This window comes from Embleya sp. NPDC008237, from assembly GCF_042956465.1.
Classification (GTDB): domain Bacteria; phylum Actinomycetota; class Actinomycetes; order Streptomycetales; family Streptomycetaceae; genus Embleya.
In genome coordinates this window covers 810,497-831,448 of record NZ_JBIBGL010000001.1, presented here as the reverse complement: position 1 = coordinate 831,448, position 20,952 = coordinate 810,497, and the positions used below count along the sequence as shown (strand labels likewise).

Genomic DNA, 20,952 nt, shown 5'->3' with positions numbered 1-20,952 from the left:
AGTCTAGTCTAGGCCCCGCCTCGTCCGTGCGGGTACCCGCCACACACGGGCCGACCCGTCGGTCGCGGATTCCTCGGGGCGATCTCCCCCACACGCGCGCGTGCGCCCCTAACATGCGGGAAAGCGAGTCCGGTACGACCCACCGAGTGGGTCCGGAGAGTGGTCCGGGGCAGGTGTTCGGCATACGAGCACGTCGGGTGGGATGGCGACGAGGGGGATGACGCCATGAAGCGGATCCGGATCGGCGTATTGGGCGCGGCTCGCATCGCACCGGCCGCGCTGGTCAAGCCCGCGCGGCTGATCCCCGAGGTGCAGGTCGCCGCGGTCGCCGCCCGCGACGCGGTGCGCGCGGACGCCTTCGCCCGGCGCCAGGGCATCCCACGCGTGCACGCGCATTACGCCGCCCTGATCGAGGACCCTGAGCTGGACGCGGTGTACATCCCGCTGCCCAACGGGCTGCACGCGCACTGGACGATCCGGGCGCTGCAAGCCGGCAAGCACGTGTTGTGCGAGAAACCGATGGCGGCCAACGAGGCAGAGGCGCAGCAGATCGCGGACGCCGCGGCACGAGCGGACCTGATCGCGATGGAGGCGTTCCACTACCGGTATCACCCGCTCGCGAGCCGCATGCGCGAGATCCTGGACGACGGCGAGTTGGGCGAGATCCGCCGCATCAGCACGTCGATGTGCTTCCCGTTGCCACTGCTCGGCGACATCCGCTACCGCTACGACCTCGCGGGCGGGGCGCTGATGGACGGCGGCTGCTACGCCGTACACCTGATGCGGCTGCTCGCGGGCGACGACAAGGCCGACCCGATCGAGGTATTGGACGCGCACGCCCTGACGATCCGCAAGGACCGGCGGGTGGACCGCGCGATGTCGGCCCGCCTGCGACTGCCGGGCGGCGCGGCGGGCACCGTGCACGCGTCGATGTTGTCCCGACGCGTGCTGGACATGCACGCACACGTCGTGGGCAGCCGTGGCGAGATGCGGGTGATGAACTATCTGATGCCGCACCTGCCCCATCGATTCACCGTGCACACGGGCAAGCTCAAGCGGCGCGAACACCTGGGCGAGGCGGCGCGGACGCCGACGTACCGCCTGCAGCTGCAGGCGTTCGCGGACGCGATCCGCTTCGGCCAGCCGACGCTGACGCCCGCGGTCGATGCGGTGCCGACGCTGCGCGTGATGGACGCGATCTACCGCGCGGCGGGACTGCCGCTGCGCGGACAGACCCCGGCCACTCGCTGAACCCGGGAGCGCCGAAGCCACGCTCGGGACACCCGAGTTGCCGACGAGCCCTTGCGCAGTCTGCGACCCACCTGCTCAGCGCATGATGTAGTGCAGGATCACGTCATGGACGTGGCGACCCTTGTCGTCACTGCGGAACTCCACGCTGTAGGTCTGCGTGCCGACGTGGATCGCTATTTCGCTGGAGCTCAGGTAGGAGCCGGTGAAGCTCTTGTTGGAGACCATGCTCACGCTGCTGATCTTCGAATAGGGCAAGGAGGTGATCGCGATCTTCTTACCGACGAAACTGTTGTCCTGGATGATCGCGCGCCGGTCGGTCAGACCGATGAAGCCGGTGCCGACGCCCTTCGCGTCGTAGACCGCGATGATCTGCTCGCCCGGCAGCAGCCCGCTCTGGATCTTCTCCAGTTGCTCGCGCTTGTCGAAGACGACGTTTCCCGCTCCACTCATCCCGTGCTCCTCCTCGTTGACCTGCGGCACCCAGCCTACGGCTGCTCGATCAGTGCCATTCGCTCGTCGCGTGGAAGTGTCGCAGCGTGTCTTCGTACACCCCCAGGTCCAGGTTCTGCCCCGCGAGCCACTCGTCCGAGTAGTACGAATGCGCGTAGCGCTCCCCGCCGTCGCACAGCAGCGTCACCACCGAACCGGTCCGGCCCGCGGCACGCATCTCGGCCACCAGGCGCAGGGCACCCCACAGGTTGGTGCCGGTCGAGCCGCCTGCCTTGTGCCCGGTACGCCGGTGCAGGTCGCGCATCGCCGCCACCGACGCGGCGTCGGGGACCTTGATCATCCGGTCGACGATGTTCGGCATGAAACTGGCCTCGACCCGAGGTCGACCGATGCCCTCGATGCGCGACGAACACGCCTCGGCATACGCCGGGTCGTGAGTGCGCCATCCTTCGAAGAAGGCCGAGTTCTCCGGGTCCACGACGCAGATCTTGGAATGGTGTCGGCGGTAGCGGACGTAGCGGCCCATGGTCGCGCTGGTGCCACCGGTACCGGCGCCGACCACGATCCACTCGGGGATCGGATGCCGCTCCTGCGACATCTGCTCGAACACCGACTCGGCGATGTTGTTGTTGCCCCGCCAGTCGGTGGCGCGCTCGGCATAGGTGAACTGGTCCATGAAGTGCCCGCCCGTCTCCGTCGCGAGCGCGCGCGAGACCTCGTACACCGTGGCGGCGTCCTGGACCAGGTGACATCGACCGCCGTGGAACTCGATCAGCTCGATCTTCTCCGGGCTGGTGGTGGCGGGCATGACCGCGACGAACGGCAGGCCGATCTGGTTGGCGAAGTACGCCTCCGAGACGGCCGTCGAACCCGAGGACGCCTCGATCACGGTGGTGCCCTCCTCGATCCACCCGTTGCACAGGGCGTACAGGAAGAGCGAGCGTGCCAGGCGGTGTTTGAGCGAGCCGGTGGGGTGGGTGGACTCGTCCTTGAGGTAGAGGTCGATACCCCACTCCGCGGGCAGCGGGTAGGCGAGCAGGTGGGTGTCGGCGGAACGGTTGGCGTCGGCACTCACCTTGCGGATGGCTTCGTCCACCCAGTCGCGGGTCTTCGCGCTGAAACGGTCCACATCGTTGTCCACCGACGTCACGTCGACTCCCCTGGCTTGTTCGTGTCCCGTGCCGGGTTCCGGATCGCGGGGTGCGGGATCGATGGTGATCGACCCCGGCCCAGGCTACGGGCCGACGCGCGGATCCCTTGGTCAACCCCTCGAATGGCCTATGAGCTGCACATACGTATTCTCGGCCGGAAGTTGTGACGTGTCGGGGGGTCCGCCGCGTCTATGGGGTGGGTACGCGCGAGGGCGCGTAGGGACGAGGAGGGTCTATGGCGGGCTTCGACGCTGAGCCGGCCGATTTCCTGGAGTTCGCCAACGCGTGCAGCGGTCGGCTGTTCCGGACGGCGTGGCTCCTGTGTGGCGATTGGCATCTCGCCGAGGACCTCGTGCAGACGACGCTGGGCAAGTTGTACCGGGCCTGGAAGCGGGTCAGTCGGGCCGACAGCCCGGAGGCGTATGCGCGCACCGTGCTGACGCGCACCTATCTGTCCCATCGACGCAGGTTGAGCAGCACCGAGCAGCCCTACGCCGACCTGCCGGAGGGCTCCGGTCCCGAGGAGGACCAGGCGTTGCGGTTGACGCTCCTGAAGAGTCTGGCCGAACTGCCGCCCAAGGACCGGGCGGTGTTGGTCCTGCGCTACTGGGAGGACCTGAGCGTGGAGCAGACGGCGCGACAGATGGGCGTGTCCGAGGGGGCCGTGCGGAGCAGATCGATGCGAGCCCTGGAGAAGTTGCGGAGCGTGCTCGGAAGCGAATCCGGCTGGCTCTCCGCCGCATGAGGCGTTACTGAGACACCGCCGGTACGGCCGTACGGCTGGTGAGCAGTGCGACCTGTGTTCACACGGATGGCGAGGAGACGGTACGTCTATGGGGTCTGACGAAAAGGAACTGGCGGCCGCGATGCGGACGTCGGCGTCGGGGCTGGTCCCCCCGGCGGGATTGGTCTCGGGTGGTATCGCCCGAGGCAGACGGATGAAGCTCGTACGGCGCGTGCAGATGGGCGTGTCGACCGCGGCGGTGGTCGCCGTGGCGGGAACAGCCCTGCTCGTCCTCCCGGACCGAACCGACGGCGCCCCCGGACGGGTGGCGGGGCCGGCGAGCTCGACGGCGGAGGTGTCCGCGCCGCCCACCACCACCCCGGTGGGGCCCAAGTCTCGGCCGACGCTGTCCGCCCCACCCGGGATGACGCCCGTGCTGCCACCGCTGCTGCTGCATTCGCTTCTGGCACTGTTGCCGCAGGGCCTTCCACCCAGCGGGATCACCGGGTCGGACAACACCAACACGACGACCGCGGGCGTGCACAGCATCGGCGCCTCGGTGTCGTTGGTCCTGGAGGACTCCGCCGGGCCCAGCCTGCTCTCGCTGTCGGTGGAGCAAAGCGCGGAGCAGGCCGACGACACGGGGTGTCCGCACCCGGAGGGCAGCACCGCGGCCACGTGCCTGGACTACCGGACCTCGGACGGCAGTCGGGTGGTGGAGCGGCAGGATTGGGTCTACCCCGCGACGCCGGACACGCCGGAGAACCGCGCCGATGGCAAGGCAGGTCCTTCGGGAAGGGGACCCAAGGACTGGTCCATTCGAGTCGTCCGTCGCGACGGTGTCGTGATCACGCTCAACGAGGTCGCCTCCCGGGAGGAGAAGGGGGACATCGCCCGTGATGCGCCGCTCCTGTCGATGGACCGCCTGCGCGCCATCGCCCTCGCCCAGGTCTGGCGTGTGTGGGTGAGCGCGGACGCCAACAAAGCGACGACAACCACCCCACCGACCTTCGCCTACCGGTCCTCGTCTCGCCAGGAGGGGGAACTCCCGCCATCGTCGACAGCCGTGCCGCCGCCGCTGCGGACCCCGGGGGGAACACAACCGGCAACCGGGACCGGCTCGATCGCCCGATCGGACGTCCCCAGCGCGTCGGTTCCCGGAGGCGGGACGGGGTTCTGAGCATCCACGACGACTGCCGGGCATGAGCGGGCGTCGGCCGGGCAGGCGCCGGGTGTCGAGCCCCCGGGCGCCTCTGACTCCCCCCTCACGCTCCGGGGGCTCGATGCCGCGCCGGCCCTTCCGTCTGGGATCCTGACGCGGGGCCCGGTCGGCCCCGCGGAGACTTCGAGGGAGGCGGTCGCAATGGCCGAGGGCATAGGGATCGGTCTGGGCGGCGTGGGGTTCGAGGGCGGCTACGCGCAGTACGGCCCGGCGGACCCCGAGGATCGCGCCCGGCACATCCTGGAGGTCTTCGAACGAGCCTTCGGGGCACTGATCGATGGCGACGCTGCCGCGTTCCGGGTGAAGTTCCGCAAGATGGCGTCCTCGGCCTTCGCGTTCTACCGGGGCACGGCCTGCCTGTTCTACGCCGACCTCGACGGCCGCGAAGATCCCTTCCTGGACGAGCGCACCTCGCGGGTGTGGATCCACGGCGATCTGCACGCGGAGAACTTCGGCACGTACATGAACGCCGACGGCAAGCTCGTGTTCAACGTCAACGACTTCGACGAGGCCTACGTCGGCCCCTGGACGTGGGACGTCAAGCGCTTCGCGGCAAGCCTGGCACTGATCGGGTACGGCAAAGCCCTCAGCGACGACACGATCGCGACCCTCGTCACCGGCTACGGCGCGGCCTACCTGGACCAACTTCGGCTGCTGACCGACAAGACCACACCGCAGGACGCCGCGCTGACACTGGCGACGACCCAGGGACCGCTGCTCGAGGTGCTGCGGCAGGCCCGGTTGCAGACCCGCATCGGATTGCTCCGCTCGCAGACGGTCGTGGCCGACCACGAACGGCGCTTCGCCCTGTCCGGCGGCGCGTTCGAGTTGTCGGACGACGTCAAGGCAACCGTGCTGGAGGCCTTCCGGCGGTACCTCGACACCCTGCCTCCCGCGACTCGGCAACGGCCGGACACCTACGACATCAAGGACGTCGTGGGTCGGCGCGGGGTCGGCATCGGCAGCGCCGGGCTGCCCTCGTACAACCTGCTGATCGAGGGCAACACGGAGGCGCTGGAAAACGACGTGATCCTGTACATGAAGCAGGGTCAAACGCCGTCGGTGAGCCACCACGTCACCGATCCCCAGGTGCGCTCCTACTTCGAACACGAAGGTCATCGCACCGTCATCTCGCAGCGGGCCTTGCAGGCGCACGCGGACCCGTGGCTCGGTTACACCGACATCGACGGGGTCGGGCAGCTGGTCGCCGAGGTGTCGCCGTACGCGAACGACCTGGACTGGTCGGACCTGAACGAGGTGAACACGATCGCCGAAGTGGTGGAATACCTGGGCCGCGCCACCGCGACGATGCACGCGGTCGCGGACGAGGAAAGCGGTCACACGCTGGTCCCCTTCTCGACCAGGAACGCGATCCTGGAGGCCGTCGAGCGGGACGAGGAGGGCTTCAAGACCTCACTCGTGGACTTCGCGCACGCATACGGCGCCCGAGCCCGCGCCGACCATGCCATCTTCGTCGACCTCTTCCGCAACGGGCTGATTCGGGGGTTGTAGGCACGACTCGCGACTCCGCGGCGGCGCCACGGTGCTGTCCGATTCCCGCCGGCCACTCCTGCGGGAACGGGTGACACTTGTCGACGTGATGGACGACGAGCAGTGCTACCGAGCGTGCAGCAGCCGGGACAGTCGGTTCGACGGTTGGTTCTACATGGCGGTCACGAGCACCGACATCTACTGCCGGCCGAGTTGCCCGGCCGTCAAGCCGAAGCGGGAGAACGCGCGGTTCTACCCGTCTGCGGCGGCCGCGCAGGCGGCGGGGTTCCGGGCTTGCAAGCGCTGCCGCCCGGACACCTCGCCGGGCTCGCCGGAGTGGGACGTGCGCGCCGACGTGGTGGGGCGAGCCATGCGCCTGATCGCGGACGGGGTCGTGGATCGCGAAGGCGTCGGCGGCCTTGCGGGTCGTCTCGGATACAGCGATCGCCAGTTGAACCGCCTGTTGATGGCCGAAGTCGGCGCGGGCCCCCTCGCGCTCGCCCGCGCCCGACGGGCGCAGACGGCCAGGGTCCTGCTGGAGACTTCCGATCTGCAGATCGCGCAGGTCGCGTTCGCAGCCGGATTCGCAAGCGTGCGGCAGTTCAACGACACCGTTCGTGAGGTGTTCGGCCGCACCCCCACCGAGGTGCGCGGACGGGCCGGCGTCCGGAGCGTCGAACCGGGCGAAATCCGGCTGCGACTGCCCTACCGGGAGCCGATCGCGCTCGCTCACGCGTTGGACTTCCTGGGGCTGCGGGCAGTGCCGGGCGTGGAGGAGTACGTGGACGGCGTCTACCGACGGGTGCTGTCGCTCCCGCACGGCACGGGCGTGGTCGAGCTCTCGCCCGGGCCCTCGTGGGTGTGGTGCCGCCTCGTCCTCGCCGACCTGCGCGACCTGGGCGCCGCCGTCCAGCGCTGCCGCCGGTTGCTCGACCTGGACGCGGATCCGCTCGCCGTGGACGAGGCGCTCGGCAGCGTCGAGCTCGACGACGGCGGGCTGGGCGCACTCGTGCGCGCCACGCCCGGCCTGCGTTCACCGGGCCATGTGGACCCCGACGAACTCGCCGTGCGGGCCGTGCTCGGCCAGCAGGTGTCGGTCGCGGGCGCCCGCACCGTCGCGGGTCGGCTGACCCGCCTGTACGGCAAGCCGCTGGCCGCACCACAGGGCGGGCTCACTCACGCGTTCCCGACCGCGGCCGCGTTGGCGGACGCGGATCCGGCGGACTTGCCGATGCCCACGGCACGCAAGAAGGCGATCTTCGCCCTCACCGAGGCGCTCGCGTCCGGAGCGGTTCGCCTCGACCCGGGTGTCGACCGTCGGGCGGCGGAGGCGGGCCTTGTGGCCCTGCCGGGTATCGGCCCCTGGACGGCGTCGTACATTCGACTGCGGGCGCTCGGCGACCCGGACGTCTTCCTGCCGACCGATCTGGGCGTCAAGCACGCGCTCGCGCGCTGGGGGCTTCCGGTCTCGGCCGCGCAGTCGTGGTCCCCGTGGCGCTCGTACGCGTTGCACCACCTGTGGGCGAGCCTGTCCGCAGCATCCACCGTCTCGGTGAAGGAAGTCGCATGAACCAGGACGCCCTGTTCGAAGCCGTCGAAACGCCCGACCCGAACGTGCCCCCGGCCGTGTTCAACGCCCCCCTCGACGGCCCCCGCCGATACGCGACCCTGGATTCCACGGTCGGCGAACTGCTCATGATCGGTGACGGGCAGTCGCTCACCGCCCTCTACATGGCGGCCACGCCGGGCGCGGATTGGGTACACGACCCCGGTGCGTTCACTCAGACGAAGGCGCAGTTGAGCGCTTACTTCGCCGGCGAACTGCGCGAGTTCGACCTGCCGTTGGCGCCGGCCGGCACGGCCTTCCAGCTCAAGGTCTGGTCCGCCCTGACCACCATCCCGTTCGGACACACGATGTCCTACGGGGCTCTGGCCACCAGGTTCCTCGGACAGCCGACGGCGTCCCGAGCGGTCGGACTCGCCAACGGTCGCAACCCGATCGGCATCATCATCCCGTGTCACCGGGTAATCGGCGCCGACGGCACGTTGACCGGCTACGCAGGCGGGTTGCCGCGCAAGCAGCGCCTGTTGGCGCTGGAGAAGGTCCGCGTCACCGGTTAGTCGGGCCGCTTCCGAGTGCACCGGCACGGTCGCGGGGCTCACGACTGGAACGCCCGCCGCACGAGCCCCGCGACCCGCCCCCGCCGGAGCGTGTCGTACCAGGTGAAGCGCAGGACGAGCGCCCCCACCAGGGCCAGCTCGTTGGCCCGGGACCGGTCGCGAAACAGCGCGTCGGGCCGCGAATGCACGTCCGCTCCGTCCGCCTCCGCGAAGATCGGCCGCAACCCGGTCAGCCACGCGAGATCCACGCGGGCCCGGCCGCCGCCGGGCAGCGCGACCTCGTGCTGCAACTCGTCCGGTGCGACTCCGCCCCGCACGCAGTCGAGTCGCACTCGCGACTCCAACGGGCTTTCGGCCCGTGCGTCCGCGATCTCCAGCAGCGGCCGCACCTGTCCCGCCCCGGGCCGGCCCGCCGCCTCCCGCTCGACCGCCTCCAACTGCGCCGGCTCGACCAGGCCCAGATGCAGCGCCGAATCGAGGACCGCCAATCCGTCCTCGGGCGGGAGCCTGGGCAGCAGATCGGCGAGCGTCCGCACCGGCGTCGTCACCGGGAAGCCGTCCACCATCACGATCTCGTCCGCTCGCAACCGTCGCCGATAGGCCACGATGCCGGGCCCACCACGACGTGACGCGGTGGCGGGCGTCGCGATGTGCACAGATTCCGCGCGTGGCACGCCACGCATCCCGTGCACGTGGGCCGCACTGTGCAATACGGCCACGGCTCGCTCGCCATAGGCCGCGAGCCCGGCGCGCAACAGTCCGCGCGAGGTGAGCGCACATCGATCGGCATCGACGAGCCCCACGCCGCGCGCGAGTTCGCGCACCTTCCCATCGTTCACGAGCCTGCGCCACAGCCGCCCGGATACTCCGGCGGACAGCGCCTGTTCCCGTGTTACCACTCCGTTGTGCTGCCATGCCAACCCCCGCAAGACTCGTACGGCCTCTTCCATCCCCGGATACTGGTCTGCACGGCCTGCCGCGGAGTGGGGGTGGATGTCATCTGTGGACAACTCGCCCCTTGTGGACAGCTCGAGGCTCGCTATGCCGGATTCGTGGACAATCTTCAGCCGTTCGACACCTTCATGATCATTGCGGGCTGCCGGGCGGTTGGGACCAACCGGTGTGATGGGTGGGTCCCCACACCCCCTCCGTCCCGAGGATCGTCATGCCCGACTTCCGCAAACACCGGCGCGTCGCGGCCGTGTGCGCCGCGCTCGCCCTGACGGCAGGCGCAGGCGCCGCCTACGCCGAGAGCCGCCCCGCCGCGTCCCGCGCCTCCGCCCCGGTGAACGCAGCCCCCGCCTCCGCGCCCGCCAAGGTGTCCTTCAACGTCATCAGCGACGTGCAGGGAGATCTCGCGGACTTCGGCCGCGCGCTCGACCAGATGAAGGTGATCAACCCGAACAGCGGCGCGCTCGTCGTCAACGGCGACATCACCCCGCGCGGCTACAAGTCCGAGTACGACCAGGTGAAGCAGGTCCTGAACACGCGTCCGCACCCGGCGAACACGTTCTTCACGATCGGCAACCACGAGTTCTACGTGCCCAAGTACTGCAATCCGGACAAGCTGTGTCAGGAGACCTGGCCGAACGGCACCACCGAGCAGTCGCTCTTCCAGAACTTCTACGACTTCACCGGTCTCGACAAGGTCTACTACGAGCGCGTCGTCGACGGTGTCCCGATGCTGTTCCTCGGCACCGAGAAGTACATGAAGTACACCGACCCCACCAAATGGGACGAGGTGTGGTTCAGCGACGAGCAACTGACCTGGCTCGAGCAGCGGATGAACTACTGGGAGGCGCAGGGCAAGCCGACGTTCGTGTTCTCGCACCACGTGCTGCCGGACACGGTCTCGGGCACGCGCAACAAGCTCTACAAGTCGGACTACCTCCAGGCCGACCGGATCATGAACATCCTGGGCGCCCACAAGGACGCCGTGCTGTTCACCTCGCACACGCACTGGGACCTGAACCTGTCCGACTGGGCCGTGCGCAAGGTCGTGCCGGGCAGCGGAAACCTCGAAGGCTTCACCGTCGTCAACACGGGCGCCGTTCAGACCCAGTGGACCGACAACGGCTCGGGCGGCGAGAGCGCGCTGAGCGGGTTGGAGAACAGCGGGCTCCAAGTCGAGGTCGCCAACGACCGGGTGACGATCAAGGCCCGCGACTTCCGGCGCAACCAGTGGGTCAAGGAGATGAACGTGCCGCTGCACACCAAGTGCGCTGCGGCCAAGCCGTGGACCGAGTCGATGACGTACACGAACGGTGACACCGTCGTGTGGAACAACCACACGTGGCGTGCCAAGTGGTGGACGCGCGGCGAGGCACCGGGCACGACCGGCCAGTGGGGCGTGTGGGAGGACCAGGGCGCCTGCTGAGCGCTTGCGACAAGAACTGAAGGGGTGGGACCGTCGGCGGCCGGCCCCACCCCTTCGGTGACCCGGCCGCGCCCTCACGGCCGCTCGATGCTCGCCGTCGGAGACGAGAACGCACGCGGATGGCTTCGCGCGGGATTCTGCTCCCCACCCCCGTCCCCAGGCGTTCGCGCCGGACCGATCATCGGATCGATGCGCACGAGCGTGAGGTCTCCCTTGTCGAGGATGCCCGCCCGCCGTCGCGCGGCTGCCCACCGGGCCAGTTCGCGCGGACTGCCCGCCGCAGGCTCACGGAGTTCCTCCCAGGGGCGCCCGCCTGCCAGCGCGGTGCGCAGGAACCACGCGCCGGCGGTGTCGTTGGCGACGTACAGCAGGTCGCGATCGGTCCAGGTACCGCGCGCGCAGCGCACCCGCCGTGCCACCGCCGCGGGGTCCGCGCCGTTGCTGGTCGCGACATCGGGTCGGCGGGAGGTGGGAAACACCCGCCAGAGCCGGTCGCCGCGGACCTGGAAGAGATAGGCGTCACCGAGCACCGCGGCCGCCCATTGGCCCCGGCCGGAGAGCCACGGATGCGGCGCGAGGTGCGCGGCGAGTACCGCCGAGGCATGGGCTCCGCGCTCCAACTTGCGCAGTTCGTACGGCTGTACGGGCATCCCGCGCCGATCCCGCTCGACCAGGTACCGCTTGGTCAGTTCCGGCCACCGGTCCGCGGCGCGCCCCAACACGTCGGCGAAGCCAGTACCCCCGCACAGGAGCGGAGTGGGCGCCGCGCCGCAGGCCCGCACCAGGAGTTCGGCCCAGCGCCGCGCGAGCAGGCTCTCCGCGGCGCCGTCCGCGAGAGCGACCCGAAGCGCGCCCGGCCGGTCCACTCGGGCGCGCCTGCACGCGGGTCCGGCCGGCGGCAGGAACCCGCGTCCGGCCCCGTCACCGATCCAGACCGCGTCCTCGTACTCCAGGGGTTCGCCTTCGTACCGGTGCAGCGCCAGGACCGTGACGTTCGCGCGCACCGTGCCGTCTCCTCTGTGGTGGTACGAGAACCGCTCAGCCGCGCACGTCCGCAATCGGGTTGGGGATGTCGACGTAGACGGACTGGGTCTCCAACGGGACTTCGAGTTCGTCGAGACCCGCGACGCGGGTGAGCAGATTGGCCTTGCACCGCAGTGTGGCACCGTCGAGGAGGCGGTCCATGAGCGGGCGCCCGGCGGGGTGGTCCGCGCGCGTGCGGACGAGCCGGTCGCGGAAGATCGCAATCAACGCCTTCTCGTCGGCCAGCCCTTGCGCGCCCATCGCTCCGACAAGGCCCAAGACGTTGTTGATCGCGAGGTAGTAGCCGAGCCGTTCGTCGATCACGTGGTCCGGGCACCACGTGCCCAGGTCCCGACCCGCGCCGGGGAGCCAACGGGCAAGCCGCGCACCGCGTTCGGCCGAGAAGTAGTAGCCCTGATTGCCGCGGTAGCGCCCGCCGATCGGACGGCCGTCCGTGTCCAGCACGACCAGGGTGTTCTGTTGATGCGCCTCGAGCCCCAGGCCATATTCGCCGTGCAGCCACAGAATCGGTGCGACCAGCACGTCGAGGTAGCGACGGAACCACGATTCGGCGGTCTCCCGCAGCGGCGTCGCGGTGCGCGCGGCGAGCGTGTACAACACCTCGGCGAGCATCGACCTCCCCCGCGGCAGGTCCGGGCGCGGCGCGGCCAGCCCGGCGATGCAGTGCACGCGGTCTCGCGGGCCGAACGGGTTGTCCCGCACGACGAGTTCGAGCCCCGATTCGCCACGACCACCGGGGATGTCGACGGCGATCCAACCGAGATCGCGCAGCACGTCGAAGCCGGGGTGGGCGGAGTGCATGACGCGTTTGAGGCCGGCGTCGAGCATGCGGTGCACGGCCAGACCCCGGCGCAGTTCGCTGCGGTGGTTCTCCCGACGGGAGTTGGTGATCTCCACGCCGAGCGAGGTCTTGAGCATGACGGGTGCCCCGGTGCGGTACACGGTGCGCAGCGAGGAGGTCGCTGACCACGCGGGCCCACCCGGGCCGAGGTCGCGAAGCAGACCCCGCTCCAGGAGGGCGGCGACACCCGGCCTGCCCAACACGTCGCGGGCCTGCCACGGGTGCGCCGGTAGCGCGACCATGCCCGGTGGCAGGCTCACGTCACCTTCGGCAAGCCCGGCGAGCACGACCGGTACGGGACGACCCAGGTCGCCGTCGTGAACCGCGACGGAGGGGTCGACGGCGAACCAGTGCAGTGGGAACGAACCGCGCAGTTCCGGCGAGTAGCGCGGCGACGAGGGTCCGTACATGCCTTGGCGGGACGCCGGCGAGGGGTGCATCGGGTGGCCGAGCACGATCGACTGTTCGGTGCACAGGAACGGCGTCGTTTCAGGAGTGTCCTCGGGCGATTTGCGGCGCTCGGCGACATGGTGTGCGATCCGCCGGGTCGAGTCGATCACCCGGTCGGTCATGTCGGCGATCGCGGTGATCGAGCCGACCCGCCCGTGCGCCGCCTCGATCGCAAGCAGCACGGCCAGCGTGGTTGCGTCGAGTGCGACGCCGCTGCTCAGTCGGACCGGCCCGAAGCGGTGCATGCCCGTCTCCGAGCGGTACAGGATCGGCGCGACGACGGTGCTGGCGGTCGCCGGCAGCGGAAGCCGTAAAGGACCGCCCGCCGGTACCGTTGTGCCGCTTTCGCGGATGCGGCAACGCAGCAGATTCTCGATGGCCGCGTGGTCGGCGGCACGGGCGGGCACGGGGTCGAGCAATGGATCGCTCGGTGCCGGCTCGCCGGGGCCGATGTGTCGCGCGGCGCCGAGTACCGCGCCGTGGCGCGGGTGTTCGGGTTCGAGATGGGTCGGATGGGCTCGCGGGGGCGAGGGTTCGTCCCCGGCCGGGCCCGGAGTGGGCTTTCGAGGGCTGCCCGGTCGCGCCGGCTCCGGAAGCGCCTCCGCGGATGTCGACATGTGCGGTACGTACCTCCCCTGGTCTGCACGGCCGTGGGTCGGGCTACGGTTCGAATCGTGGACGCGGCCCATTCACCGCCGCTCCGAGGGACGTTCACCGTACGGCAATCCGCCGGTTATCAGAATCATGTCCCGCATCGGGCTCCCGTGTGCGGGCTTTGCGTGATGGCAACCCCTTCTCATGATCCGAGATGGTGGCGGCCACCAACGTGTCTGCAAAATCGCCCCGTTGCCGCGATGTCGCTGCCGAGCCGCCGCGGGCGCCCGTCACCACGGTACGAACGCCTCCATAAGAGCGATGTCAGGAACCGGACACGGCGGTTCCGGTGTGGTTTCGCGTTCCCCGGATGAGGACGCGCGGTCGTGACGAGCAGACCGTGACGGGTCCGTCGGCCGGCGGTGATCGTCGATGCGGCGATCGAGATTGGGCAGGGTGTACATCCCGCGCCCACAAGGAGTTTGCGCCATTTTTGATGGATCGGGGTACTGGTGCCGAATATGGGCGCAGCAATCCCCCCGTTCCGCTGATCGTCGGCACGGTCCGTCCGGCTGCGGTTACGATACGGACGCCCTGAGGTCGTAGGTATCGAGGGTTGAACCGTGCGAGGTCTCGCCTCCGGTGACGCGCTCGACCACGGGTTGTTCGGCCGGCGAAGCGAGGTTCTTGCGCTGCCTGAACGTCGATCCACAGGATCCCTCGCACGTGCGTTCCACTCTCGTACGGGCCGCGGTTGTCGATGCCGCACGCGGGCGTGCGCGACGGCGTACCCCGGGCTCTCGGAACGTGCCAGGGCGGCTCATCGGTGAACCGAGGTCGATGACGAACCGACAGCGCGCCCCGAGATTCGCCAGGGCTTCAATCGAGAAGGCGACGGAGCGCGAAGCGGGTATATATCGGGAAGCCGTGAGCGGGGCGGAGTTCAGGCGACGGGCCACGGCAGGATCACCCACAGGGTCTTGCCGTCGGGGTGCGCCTCGATGTGGATCTGGCCGCCGAGTTCGGTGACGACGTTGCGCACGATCAGCAGGCCTCGGCCGGAGGTGTCGTCGACCGTTTCCAACAGGGCGACCGGACGGTAGGGGTGGCGGTCGCGCACTCCCAACCACAGCCAGCCGTCGTGCACCGTACAGGTCACCGAGACCTCCGGCGAGAGTACGGCCGCGTGTTCGACGGAGTTGGTGATCAATTCGGAGGCGACCAACTTGAGGGCGTAGCCCAGGTCGTGCCCGTAGGGCAGTCCCCAGTAGGTCAGATGGTCCGCGAGAGCCCGTCGGGCCTGGGCGACCGAGGCCGGTTGGGCGGGCAGGGTGAACCAGCAGGATCGCTCGTATCCCGTTCCCATGTCACCCCTTTCGGCACCGCGCCTCAGCGTACTGACCGGCGCGCTTGCGGGCGCACGGTTGACGATTCGTCATATCGCTACGATTCGATGATCGGTCGCGTGTGTGAGCGAAGGTCGACATGGGCAAGACCATCGCAGTCCACGTCCCTCCCGGCGTGTGATTGTGAGCGCCGAACAGCGGCATTCCTCTGTGAATGACCGGATTGTGCACGGTGCGGATTCCAGAAGGGTGACTACCTGTGGTGGAAGATCTCGATGCCGTCGAACAGGCCATGTTGGCCAACCTTCTCGACGGTCGGCGGCCTCGTCGGCGCAGCTCGGAGACGCCGTCCCGGTCCAATCGACAACACCAGCCCCCGCAGCAGCAGCGCCGTCAGGCGCAGTCGGTGCCGCGTGCGGTCATCCCGGCGCCGGCCCCCACGGCGGCACCCAATCGAGACGCTACGCGCGTTCTCGACATCGGTCGGGTAATCAAGCAGATCGACCCCCGGACCACGCCCGAGCAGCGGCACGCGATGGCGACGAGTTGGACCCAGTTGGACATGACGGCAGCGCAGGTGTTGGCCTGGCTGACCGCCGGGATCCTGCCCACCGAGTACAAGCTGGCGGCCATGTGCCTGGAGAGGGGGCTGACCCCGCAGGACATGAAGACCCGCCTCGATGGCGTACGGGTGGTCGAGCGGCTGCGCAGCGAGGGCGTGGACGGCGTGGTGGCGCAGCTGCGCAGCGGTGCCGCGTAGGCGGGCCGCGCCGAGGAGCAGCATCGCAGGCCCGGCCGGTTGATGATCATTGACATGATTCATTACCAAGCCTAGCTTTTAGCGATGTGAAGGATTCGGGGGCGGGTTCCGCCGCCCCACACACTCTGACGCACCGCCAGATCTTGCTGGTCTTCTGCGGGTTGATGCTCGGCGTCATGCTGGCGTCGCTCGACGCGACCATCGTCTCGACGGCGATGCCGACGATCGTTGCCGACCTCGGCGGGCTCGAACACCTGGCGTGGGTAACCACCGCGTACACCCTCGCCACGGCCGTCTCGATCCCGCTGTACGGAAAGCTCGGCGACGTGCACGGCCGCAAGCGGCTGTTCCAGTTCGCCATCGTGGTGTTCCTCGCAGGCTCGATGTTGTGCGGCACCGCGCAGTCGATGGGCGCGCTGATTGCCTTCCGGGCGGTCCAAGGGCTCGGCGCGGGCGGGCTCATGAGCAACGCGCAGGCGATTATCGGCGACCTGGTGCCGCCCGCCGAGCGTGGCCGCTACCAGGGCTTCATCGCGTCCACGGTCGCGTTCTCGACCGTGTGCGGGCCGCTGATCGGCGGCTTCTTCACGGAGGCGCTGTCGTGGCGATGGGTGTTCTACGTGAACATCCCCCTGGGCGCGGTGGCGCTGATGGTCACGTCCGTGGTGCTCAGACTGCCGCGCAAGGCCTACGTCAAGCGTCCGTTCGACGGCTCCGGTCTCGCCCTGCTCACCTGCGGGACCAGTGCCCTGATCCTGTTCACGAGTTGGGGCGGGACGCAGTTCGCCTGGATCTCCGCACCGAGCCTGGTGCTGGCGGTGACGGCGGTCGGCATGCTCGCCGGTTTCGTATGGGTCGAACGGCGTGCAGCCGACCCGTTGATTCCCTTGCGGCTGCTCTCGCGCAACACGATCGTGCGGGTGGCGTGTCCGCTGACGATGGTCACCGGCTGTCTGACTCTCGGGATGAGCACGTTCCTGCCGATCTACCAACAGATCGTGCGCGGTCACGGTCCGACCGAATCGGGGTTGCTGCTTGCGCCGATGATGCTCTCGATGATGGTGTGCTCGACGTTGTCGGGTCGGTTGATCTCGCGGATCGGCAAGTACAAGCGCTTTCCCGTGATCGGCACGCTGCTCGCCGCGGCCGGGCTCGTGGTGTTGTCCCTGCTGGGCACGGACAGCCCGTACTGGCATCTGCTGATCGGGCTGATGGTGCTGGGCTTCGGGCTCGGCACGATCGGACCGGTGACCACACTCGCGGTGCAGAATTCGGTCGAGCAGTCGGACATCGGCGTGGCCACCGGCCTGAATTCGTTCGCCCGCTCGATCGGTTCGGCCCTGGGCGCGGCCGTGCTCGGTGCGGTGTTCGCACACGGGCTGGCCGATGGGGTCGGGAGCGACGATGCCGGCGAGACCGGCATGGGGGTCACCCGGAAGGCGATCGACGCATTGCCGCCGGCGCAACGGGAGGCCACGTTGGTCGGATTCGCCGACGCGCTCGACGCGGTGTTCCTGGCGGCCGTCCCGATCGCGATTCTCGGCTTCGCGCTCGCGTTGATGTTGCGGGAGATCCCGTTGCGTCGGGGGCCGAAGCACCTCACGGCCGGATCAGCGGGCACCGAACGCAAGCTGTCCGAGGCCGGCTGACAGGTCGCGCAGGTCTTCCGCCGCATCCCAGGCCCAGTGGTTGGGGTTGCCGGCGAGCCCTTCGTCGGTTTCCAGTCGGCGCAACGCGAGCCCTGCCAGGTCGAGGACCAGGTCGTGCTCGCCCTGGCCGTTGAGTCGGTTCAGGACGACCACGACGTCGCAAACGCGCCGGGTGAGGCTGCGTTCGGGAATGCCTTCGATCAACCGGGCGAGGCCGTAGCCGGCCATCAGGCCCAGGATCATGCCGCGTATGGCCGACAGATCGCGCCGTTCCCTGGCCGGTTCGAAGCGGCGCCACCAGCGCACCCACGCCTCGGGCTCGGTGGTCGCGCGAGCCTCGATCGCGGTCCGGCGCGGCGGCGCGAACGCCGACCGCACGGATCCGGCGAGCATCAGCCGTTCCAGGGCCGCGTCCACCGCGACCTCCAACTCGGGGCGCGCCGTCGATCGCGCGGAGATTCGGGTTTGCTCGGCGGCGGTCGATGTCATCGTCGTCATGCGATGTATTGGAGCGGAGTGTTACGTTGCCCCGCCCGGCGATCACTCGAACGAGGGACACTGACTCGCATGAACGAGTGGGAACTGTGGCGCCAGGACGACAACGGCGCTCGTTTCCGGATCCGAGGCTATGCCGATCGTATGGCTGCGATCGCCGGCTGCTTGGTGGTCGAGGCCGGAATGCCGCACAAGCAGCTGTACTGGGTGGCGGGGCCGCCTACCCCGACCTGTCCGACACCGGGCGTCGCGGCAGAACGGATCCAGGCCCTGTCGGCGGACCGCGAGCCGACGGCCGCCGCGTTCCTCGCGGCCTTCCGATACATGGGGGCATCGCTGCGCGACGACCGCCGCCTCGAACCCGACACGGTCGCGGCTTTGTTCCAGGTCGCGTGGGAGCACGGCGAGACCGGACCGGCGCGCGGAAGCGAATCCGATCCCGCGTGCGCACCCGAGGGCGAAGGCGAGCCGGTGCAGGCACCGGCGCTCGACCGCGCACGGGACCATCTCGTCCACGCGGCAGCGTTTTTGCGGGCTTGGGGCCCGAACGCCGATCTGCGCCGGCAGGATCTGCTCGACCTCGTGACGCGCGTACCGCACTGACGGCGGTCCGGCGCCCGGGGGCGTGGGCACTCATCGACTCAGGGGGAATCGATGCGCGAGCTTCAGTCAGGGGACCCGACTCGAATCGGGCCGTACTCGATCCATGGTCGGCTCGGCGCCGGCGGCATGGGGCGCGTCTATCTCGGCCGTTCGCCCGGCGGGCGACCGGTCGCGGTCAAGGTCATTCATGCCGAACTGGCCCAGGACCCCGACTTCCGGGCCAGGTTCCGGCGCGAGATCGACGTCGCCAGGCGGGTGCAGGGCTTCTTCACCGCGCCGGTCCTGGACGCCGATGCGGACGCGGACGAGCCGTGGCTGTCCACCGCCTACATACCCGGGCCGTCGCTGCACGCCGCGGTCGCCGAGCAGGGTCCGCTGCCCGCCGAGGCCGTGCGCGTGCTGGCCGGGGGCCTTGCCGAGGCTCTGGCCGCGCTCCACACCGCCGGGGTCGTGCACCGCGATCTGAAGCCCTCCAACGTGCTGCTGGCCCAGGACGGTCCGCGCGTGATCGACTTCGGCATCTCGCGGATGGGTGAGCAAACCGCGCTGACCCGCACCGGCAGCACCATCGGCTCTCCCGGCTACCTCGCCCCCGAGCAGGCCCTCGACGGGGAAGTGGGACCGGCCGGCGACGTGTTCGCGCTCGGCGGCGTGCTGGTCCACGCGTCGACGGGTCGCCCACCGTTCGGCGGCGGCCGGGTGGAGGCGGTCGTATATCGCGTGGTCCACGGCGAGCCGGATCTGGAGGGCGTCCCGCGCGAGTTGCGCGGTCTGATCCAGTCCTGTCTGGCCAAGGATCCTGCGGACCGCCCGCCCGCCGCGCAGGTGTTGACCTACCTCCAGGAACTCGGCGTCGACGCGCACGCGGCCCCGAATGCCTGGCTCCCGGAAGCCGTCACCACGATGCTCCCGGCGCATCAGGCCCCCATCGATGGCGCAACCGAGGGGACGCCCGCGTCGGCCCGCCCGCCCGCCTCGCCATCGTCGCCGGGGCCGCTCGCCGATCCCCCGCCGCTGTCGTCCACGCGTCCGCAATCCGTGCACACGTTCCACGCGACGCCTTCGCCGTCGTTACCACCCCCGGCCCATCCTTCGGCGCACCACCTCCCTCCCGCCCTACCGCCCCCGTCCGAGCCCCGCAGTCGCGGTCGTGCCGGGCCGATCGCCGCGGCAGTGGCGGCCTGCCTGCTGGCCGTCGGTACTGCGGTGGCGGTGCCGAATCTGGTCCACGATGACGCACCGGCCACTGCCCGCAGGACGGATGTGCCGACCGCCAAGACCGCCGAGGGCGGCACCACCGTCTCGAATGCCGCCTCACCCGCAGGCGCCGCACCTCCTGCCTCGGCCTCGCCCACGACCCCCGGGGCGCGCCCTCCGGCGGTGCCTCCGAGTGCGGCCGGTGAGACCCGGCGCAGCCTCCAGGGCATCACGTTCGTCGTGCCCGCGGGCTGGACGGTCGAGCAGGGCGCGGATGGCCCCCACGTGATGTGTGTGCTGCCGCCCGCCACGCTCCTGGGCCGCGCCGGCGACGGCTGCGCGGTGGACGGCGTGGAGATCCGCCTGCCCGATCCGCCCGGTGACGAGTGGGGACGGGCGCTGGATCTCGAATCCGGATCCGGCTGGGTCTGGCAGGGCGACGCCTGGTGCCGCGGGGCAATACCCCGCGGCACCGCGATGACCACGTCCTCGACGATCGTCGAGCGCGGGTTCCGCCCGGTCGGGCCCAAGACCGCCGACTACCGGCGCTGGTCGGCCGGTTGCGACAACGGCTCGACGTACCACCCTCGGGTGTGGTGGCTGCCGGTCACGAAGGTCTCCATCGAGACCTTCGCGATGCCGCCGAGTCTGGACGCGACGGTCGACCGGATCGTCGCCTCCTTCGATTTCTCGGGCTACTCGGGAGCCCAGAGATGACGATCGTCTGCCCTCACCACCGTCACGGCTTCTCCCAGATCTGGAAGGCCCGCACCGTGAAGGGGACGTCGGGCACGAAAACTCCCTCGCCCGGATAGGTGCTGAAGTCCCCTTCCGTGGCGCACTCCCTGCTCTGATACATCGTCACGTAGCGATCCATGCGGTTCGCGAAGGACAGCGCGTCGACCCCGTTGGGCAGTGACACGCACTGCTCGACGTTGGCGCCGCTCAGTTCGAAGGTCGCCGCCGGCGCACCCGCAAAGCCCGGCTCGGTCCAGAAGCACACCTGCCCGGGGGCGCACGAGGCTGCCACAGCCGATCCGGCGGAGGCGCTCGGTGCCCCCACGGCAGTCAACAGGCTCGTGGTCAGGGCCAGCGCGCAGACAAGGCGACGTCGCATGCGATTCATGAGAACTTCCCCGTTCGTCGAATCCATGCCCCGGTTCCGACGTGTGTCCAGGGTTGCTCA

At 69.6% G+C, this 20,952-nt stretch carries 19 protein-coding genes; 11 read left to right on the top strand and 8 right to left on the bottom strand.

Going from position 1 to position 20,952, the window contains the following annotated elements; translation table 11 throughout:
* Nucleotides 1–225 precede the first annotated feature (225 nt).
* The gene (locus ACFZBU_RS03390; RefSeq protein WP_391581753.1) at nucleotides 226–1,251 is read left to right on the top strand and encodes a Gfo/Idh/MocA family protein; all 1,026 of its coding nucleotides are present in this window, start codon (nucleotides 226–228) and stop codon (nucleotides 1,249–1,251) included.
* 75 nt (nucleotides 1,252–1,326) lie between these two features.
* Here ACFZBU_RS03390 and ACFZBU_RS03385 read toward each other — a convergent pair whose 3' ends face one another.
* Entirely contained in the window at nucleotides 1,327–1,701 is a 375-nt protein-coding gene (locus ACFZBU_RS03385) for a PH domain-containing protein (protein ID WP_360317448.1), read from the bottom strand.
* Nucleotides 1,702–1,750: 49 nt separating this feature from the next.
* A complete protein-coding gene (locus ACFZBU_RS03380; RefSeq protein WP_391581752.1) occupies nucleotides 1,751–2,851 on the bottom strand; it encodes a PLP-dependent cysteine synthase family protein in 1,101 nt (366 codons plus the stop codon).
* A 236-nt stretch (nucleotides 2,852–3,087) separates the two neighbouring features.
* On the opposite strand from ACFZBU_RS03380, the gene ACFZBU_RS03375 reads away from it, so the two are divergent.
* From ACFZBU_RS03375 to ACFZBU_RS03355, 5 genes are all read left to right on the top strand, one after another.
* Nucleotides 3,088–3,597, top strand: coding sequence for a SigE family RNA polymerase sigma factor (locus tag ACFZBU_RS03375; protein WP_391581751.1), 510 nt, complete (start codon nucleotides 3,088–3,090; stop codon nucleotides 3,595–3,597).
* Nucleotides 3,598–3,685: 88 nt separating this feature from the next.
* Entirely contained in the window at nucleotides 3,686–4,756 is a 1,071-nt protein-coding gene (locus ACFZBU_RS03370; RefSeq protein ID WP_391581750.1) for a hypothetical protein, read from the top strand.
* Between the two features lie 183 nt (nucleotides 4,757–4,939).
* Nucleotides 4,940–6,310 (top strand): DUF2252 domain-containing protein, encoded by a 1,371-nt coding sequence (locus ACFZBU_RS03365; RefSeq protein WP_391581749.1) that lies wholly within the window; start codon nucleotides 4,940–4,942, stop codon nucleotides 6,308–6,310.
* 88 nt (nucleotides 6,311–6,398) lie between these two features.
* Nucleotides 6,399–7,859, top strand: coding sequence for an AlkA N-terminal domain-containing protein (locus ACFZBU_RS03360; protein ID WP_391581792.1), 1,461 nt, complete (start codon nucleotides 6,399–6,401; stop codon nucleotides 7,857–7,859).
* Nucleotides 7,856–8,410, top strand: coding sequence for a methylated-DNA--[protein]-cysteine S-methyltransferase (locus ACFZBU_RS03355; RefSeq protein WP_391581748.1), 555 nt, complete (start codon nucleotides 7,856–7,858; stop codon nucleotides 8,408–8,410). The genes ACFZBU_RS03360 and ACFZBU_RS03355 overlap by 4 nt, the downstream gene beginning before the upstream one ends.
* A 38-nt stretch (nucleotides 8,411–8,448) precedes the next feature.
* On the opposite strand, the gene ACFZBU_RS03350 is transcribed toward ACFZBU_RS03355, so the two are convergent.
* Entirely contained in the window at nucleotides 8,449–9,249 is an 801-nt protein-coding gene (locus ACFZBU_RS03350) for a hypothetical protein (RefSeq protein WP_391581747.1), read from the bottom strand.
* Between the two features lie 326 nt (nucleotides 9,250–9,575).
* Between ACFZBU_RS03350 and ACFZBU_RS03345 the strand changes: the two genes are divergently transcribed.
* Nucleotides 9,576–10,787, top strand: coding sequence for a DUF4073 domain-containing protein (locus ACFZBU_RS03345; protein ID WP_391581746.1), 1,212 nt, complete (start codon nucleotides 9,576–9,578; stop codon nucleotides 10,785–10,787).
* 74 nt (nucleotides 10,788–10,861) lie between these two features.
* On the opposite strand, the gene ACFZBU_RS03340 is transcribed toward ACFZBU_RS03345, so the two are convergent.
* From ACFZBU_RS03340 to ACFZBU_RS03330, 3 genes are all read right to left on the bottom strand, one after another.
* A complete protein-coding gene (locus ACFZBU_RS03340) occupies nucleotides 10,862–11,791 on the bottom strand; it encodes a hypothetical protein (RefSeq protein ID WP_391581745.1) in 930 nt (309 codons plus the stop codon).
* A gap of 34 nt (nucleotides 11,792–11,825) precedes the next feature.
* Nucleotides 11,826–13,739 carry an IucA/IucC family protein gene (locus tag ACFZBU_RS03335; protein ID WP_391581744.1) on the bottom strand — a complete coding sequence of 638 codons (1,914 nt, stop codon included), beginning with the start codon at nucleotides 13,737–13,739 and terminating at the stop codon, nucleotides 11,826–11,828.
* 920 nt (nucleotides 13,740–14,659) lie between these two features.
* Nucleotides 14,660–15,082, bottom strand: coding sequence for an ATP-binding protein (locus tag ACFZBU_RS03330; protein ID WP_391581743.1), 423 nt, complete (start codon nucleotides 15,080–15,082; stop codon nucleotides 14,660–14,662).
* A 242-nt stretch (nucleotides 15,083–15,324) separates the two neighbouring features.
* Here ACFZBU_RS03330 and ACFZBU_RS03325 point away from each other — a divergent pair, with 242 nt between their 5' ends.
* Complete coding sequence (locus ACFZBU_RS03325; RefSeq protein ID WP_391581742.1) at nucleotides 15,325–15,822, top strand: hypothetical protein; 498 nt, start codon at nucleotides 15,325–15,327, stop codon at nucleotides 15,820–15,822.
* Between the two features lie 86 nt (nucleotides 15,823–15,908).
* Nucleotides 15,909–17,471: an MDR family MFS transporter gene (locus ACFZBU_RS03320; protein ID WP_391581741.1), complete on the top strand. Its 1,563-nt coding sequence runs from the start codon at nucleotides 15,909–15,911 to the stop codon at nucleotides 17,469–17,471.
* Here the strand turns inward: ACFZBU_RS03320 and ACFZBU_RS03315 are convergent.
* Nucleotides 17,433–17,969: a hypothetical protein gene (locus tag ACFZBU_RS03315; protein WP_391581740.1), complete on the bottom strand. Its 537-nt coding sequence runs from the start codon at nucleotides 17,967–17,969 to the stop codon at nucleotides 17,433–17,435. The genes ACFZBU_RS03320 and ACFZBU_RS03315 overlap by 39 nt on opposite strands.
* 69 nt (nucleotides 17,970–18,038) lie before the next feature.
* Here ACFZBU_RS03315 and ACFZBU_RS03310 point away from each other — a divergent pair, with 69 nt between their 5' ends.
* Both ACFZBU_RS03310 and ACFZBU_RS03305 read left to right on the top strand, forming a co-directional pair.
* The gene (locus tag ACFZBU_RS03310; protein ID WP_391581739.1) at nucleotides 18,039–18,569 is read left to right on the top strand and encodes a hypothetical protein; all 531 of its coding nucleotides are present in this window, start codon (nucleotides 18,039–18,041) and stop codon (nucleotides 18,567–18,569) included.
* 51 nt (nucleotides 18,570–18,620) lie between these two features.
* Nucleotides 18,621–20,483, top strand: a complete 1,863-nt coding sequence (locus tag ACFZBU_RS03305) for a serine/threonine protein kinase (protein ID WP_391581738.1) — start codon at nucleotides 18,621–18,623, stop codon at nucleotides 20,481–20,483.
* Nucleotides 20,484–20,505: 22 nt separating this feature from the next.
* Here the strand turns inward: ACFZBU_RS03305 and ACFZBU_RS03300 are convergent, their stop codons facing one another.
* Entirely contained in the window at nucleotides 20,506–20,883 is a 378-nt protein-coding gene (locus ACFZBU_RS03300) for a peptidase inhibitor family I36 protein (RefSeq protein WP_391581737.1), read from the bottom strand.
* Nucleotides 20,884–20,952: the final 69 nt, after the last annotated feature.

Coding starts and splice junctions, on each gene's coding strand:
- ACFZBU_RS03370 (WP_391581750.1), top strand. CDS start 3,686: ATGGGGTCTGACGAAAAGGAACTGGCGGCCGCGATGCGGACGTCGGCG.
- ACFZBU_RS03390 (WP_391581753.1), top strand. CDS start 226: ATGAAGCGGATCCGGATCGGCGTATTGGGCGCGGCTCGCATCGCACCG.
- ACFZBU_RS03335 (WP_391581744.1), bottom strand. CDS start 13,739: ATGTCGACATCCGCGGAGGCGCTTCCGGAGCCGGCGCGACCGGGCAGC.
- ACFZBU_RS03375 (WP_391581751.1), top strand. CDS start 3,088: ATGGCGGGCTTCGACGCTGAGCCGGCCGATTTCCTGGAGTTCGCCAAC.
- ACFZBU_RS03360 (WP_391581792.1), top strand. CDS start 6,399: ATGGACGACGAGCAGTGCTACCGAGCGTGCAGCAGCCGGGACAGTCGG.
- ACFZBU_RS03310 (WP_391581739.1), top strand. CDS start 18,039: ATGAACGAGTGGGAACTGTGGCGCCAGGACGACAACGGCGCTCGTTTC.
- ACFZBU_RS03315 (WP_391581740.1), bottom strand. CDS start 17,969: ATGACGACGATGACATCGACCGCCGCCGAGCAAACCCGAATCTCCGCG.
- ACFZBU_RS03355 (WP_391581748.1), top strand. CDS start 7,856: ATGAACCAGGACGCCCTGTTCGAAGCCGTCGAAACGCCCGACCCGAAC.
- ACFZBU_RS03305 (WP_391581738.1), top strand. CDS start 18,621: ATGCGCGAGCTTCAGTCAGGGGACCCGACTCGAATCGGGCCGTACTCG.
- ACFZBU_RS03385 (WP_360317448.1), bottom strand. CDS start 1,701: ATGAGTGGAGCGGGAAACGTCGTCTTCGACAAGCGCGAGCAACTGGAG.
- ACFZBU_RS03330 (WP_391581743.1), bottom strand. CDS start 15,082: ATGGGAACGGGATACGAGCGATCCTGCTGGTTCACCCTGCCCGCCCAA.
- ACFZBU_RS03345 (WP_391581746.1), top strand. CDS start 9,576: ATGCCCGACTTCCGCAAACACCGGCGCGTCGCGGCCGTGTGCGCCGCG.
- ACFZBU_RS03300 (WP_391581737.1), bottom strand. CDS start 20,883: ATGCGACGTCGCCTTGTCTGCGCGCTGGCCCTGACCACGAGCCTGTTG.
- ACFZBU_RS03365 (WP_391581749.1), top strand. CDS start 4,940: ATGGCCGAGGGCATAGGGATCGGTCTGGGCGGCGTGGGGTTCGAGGGC.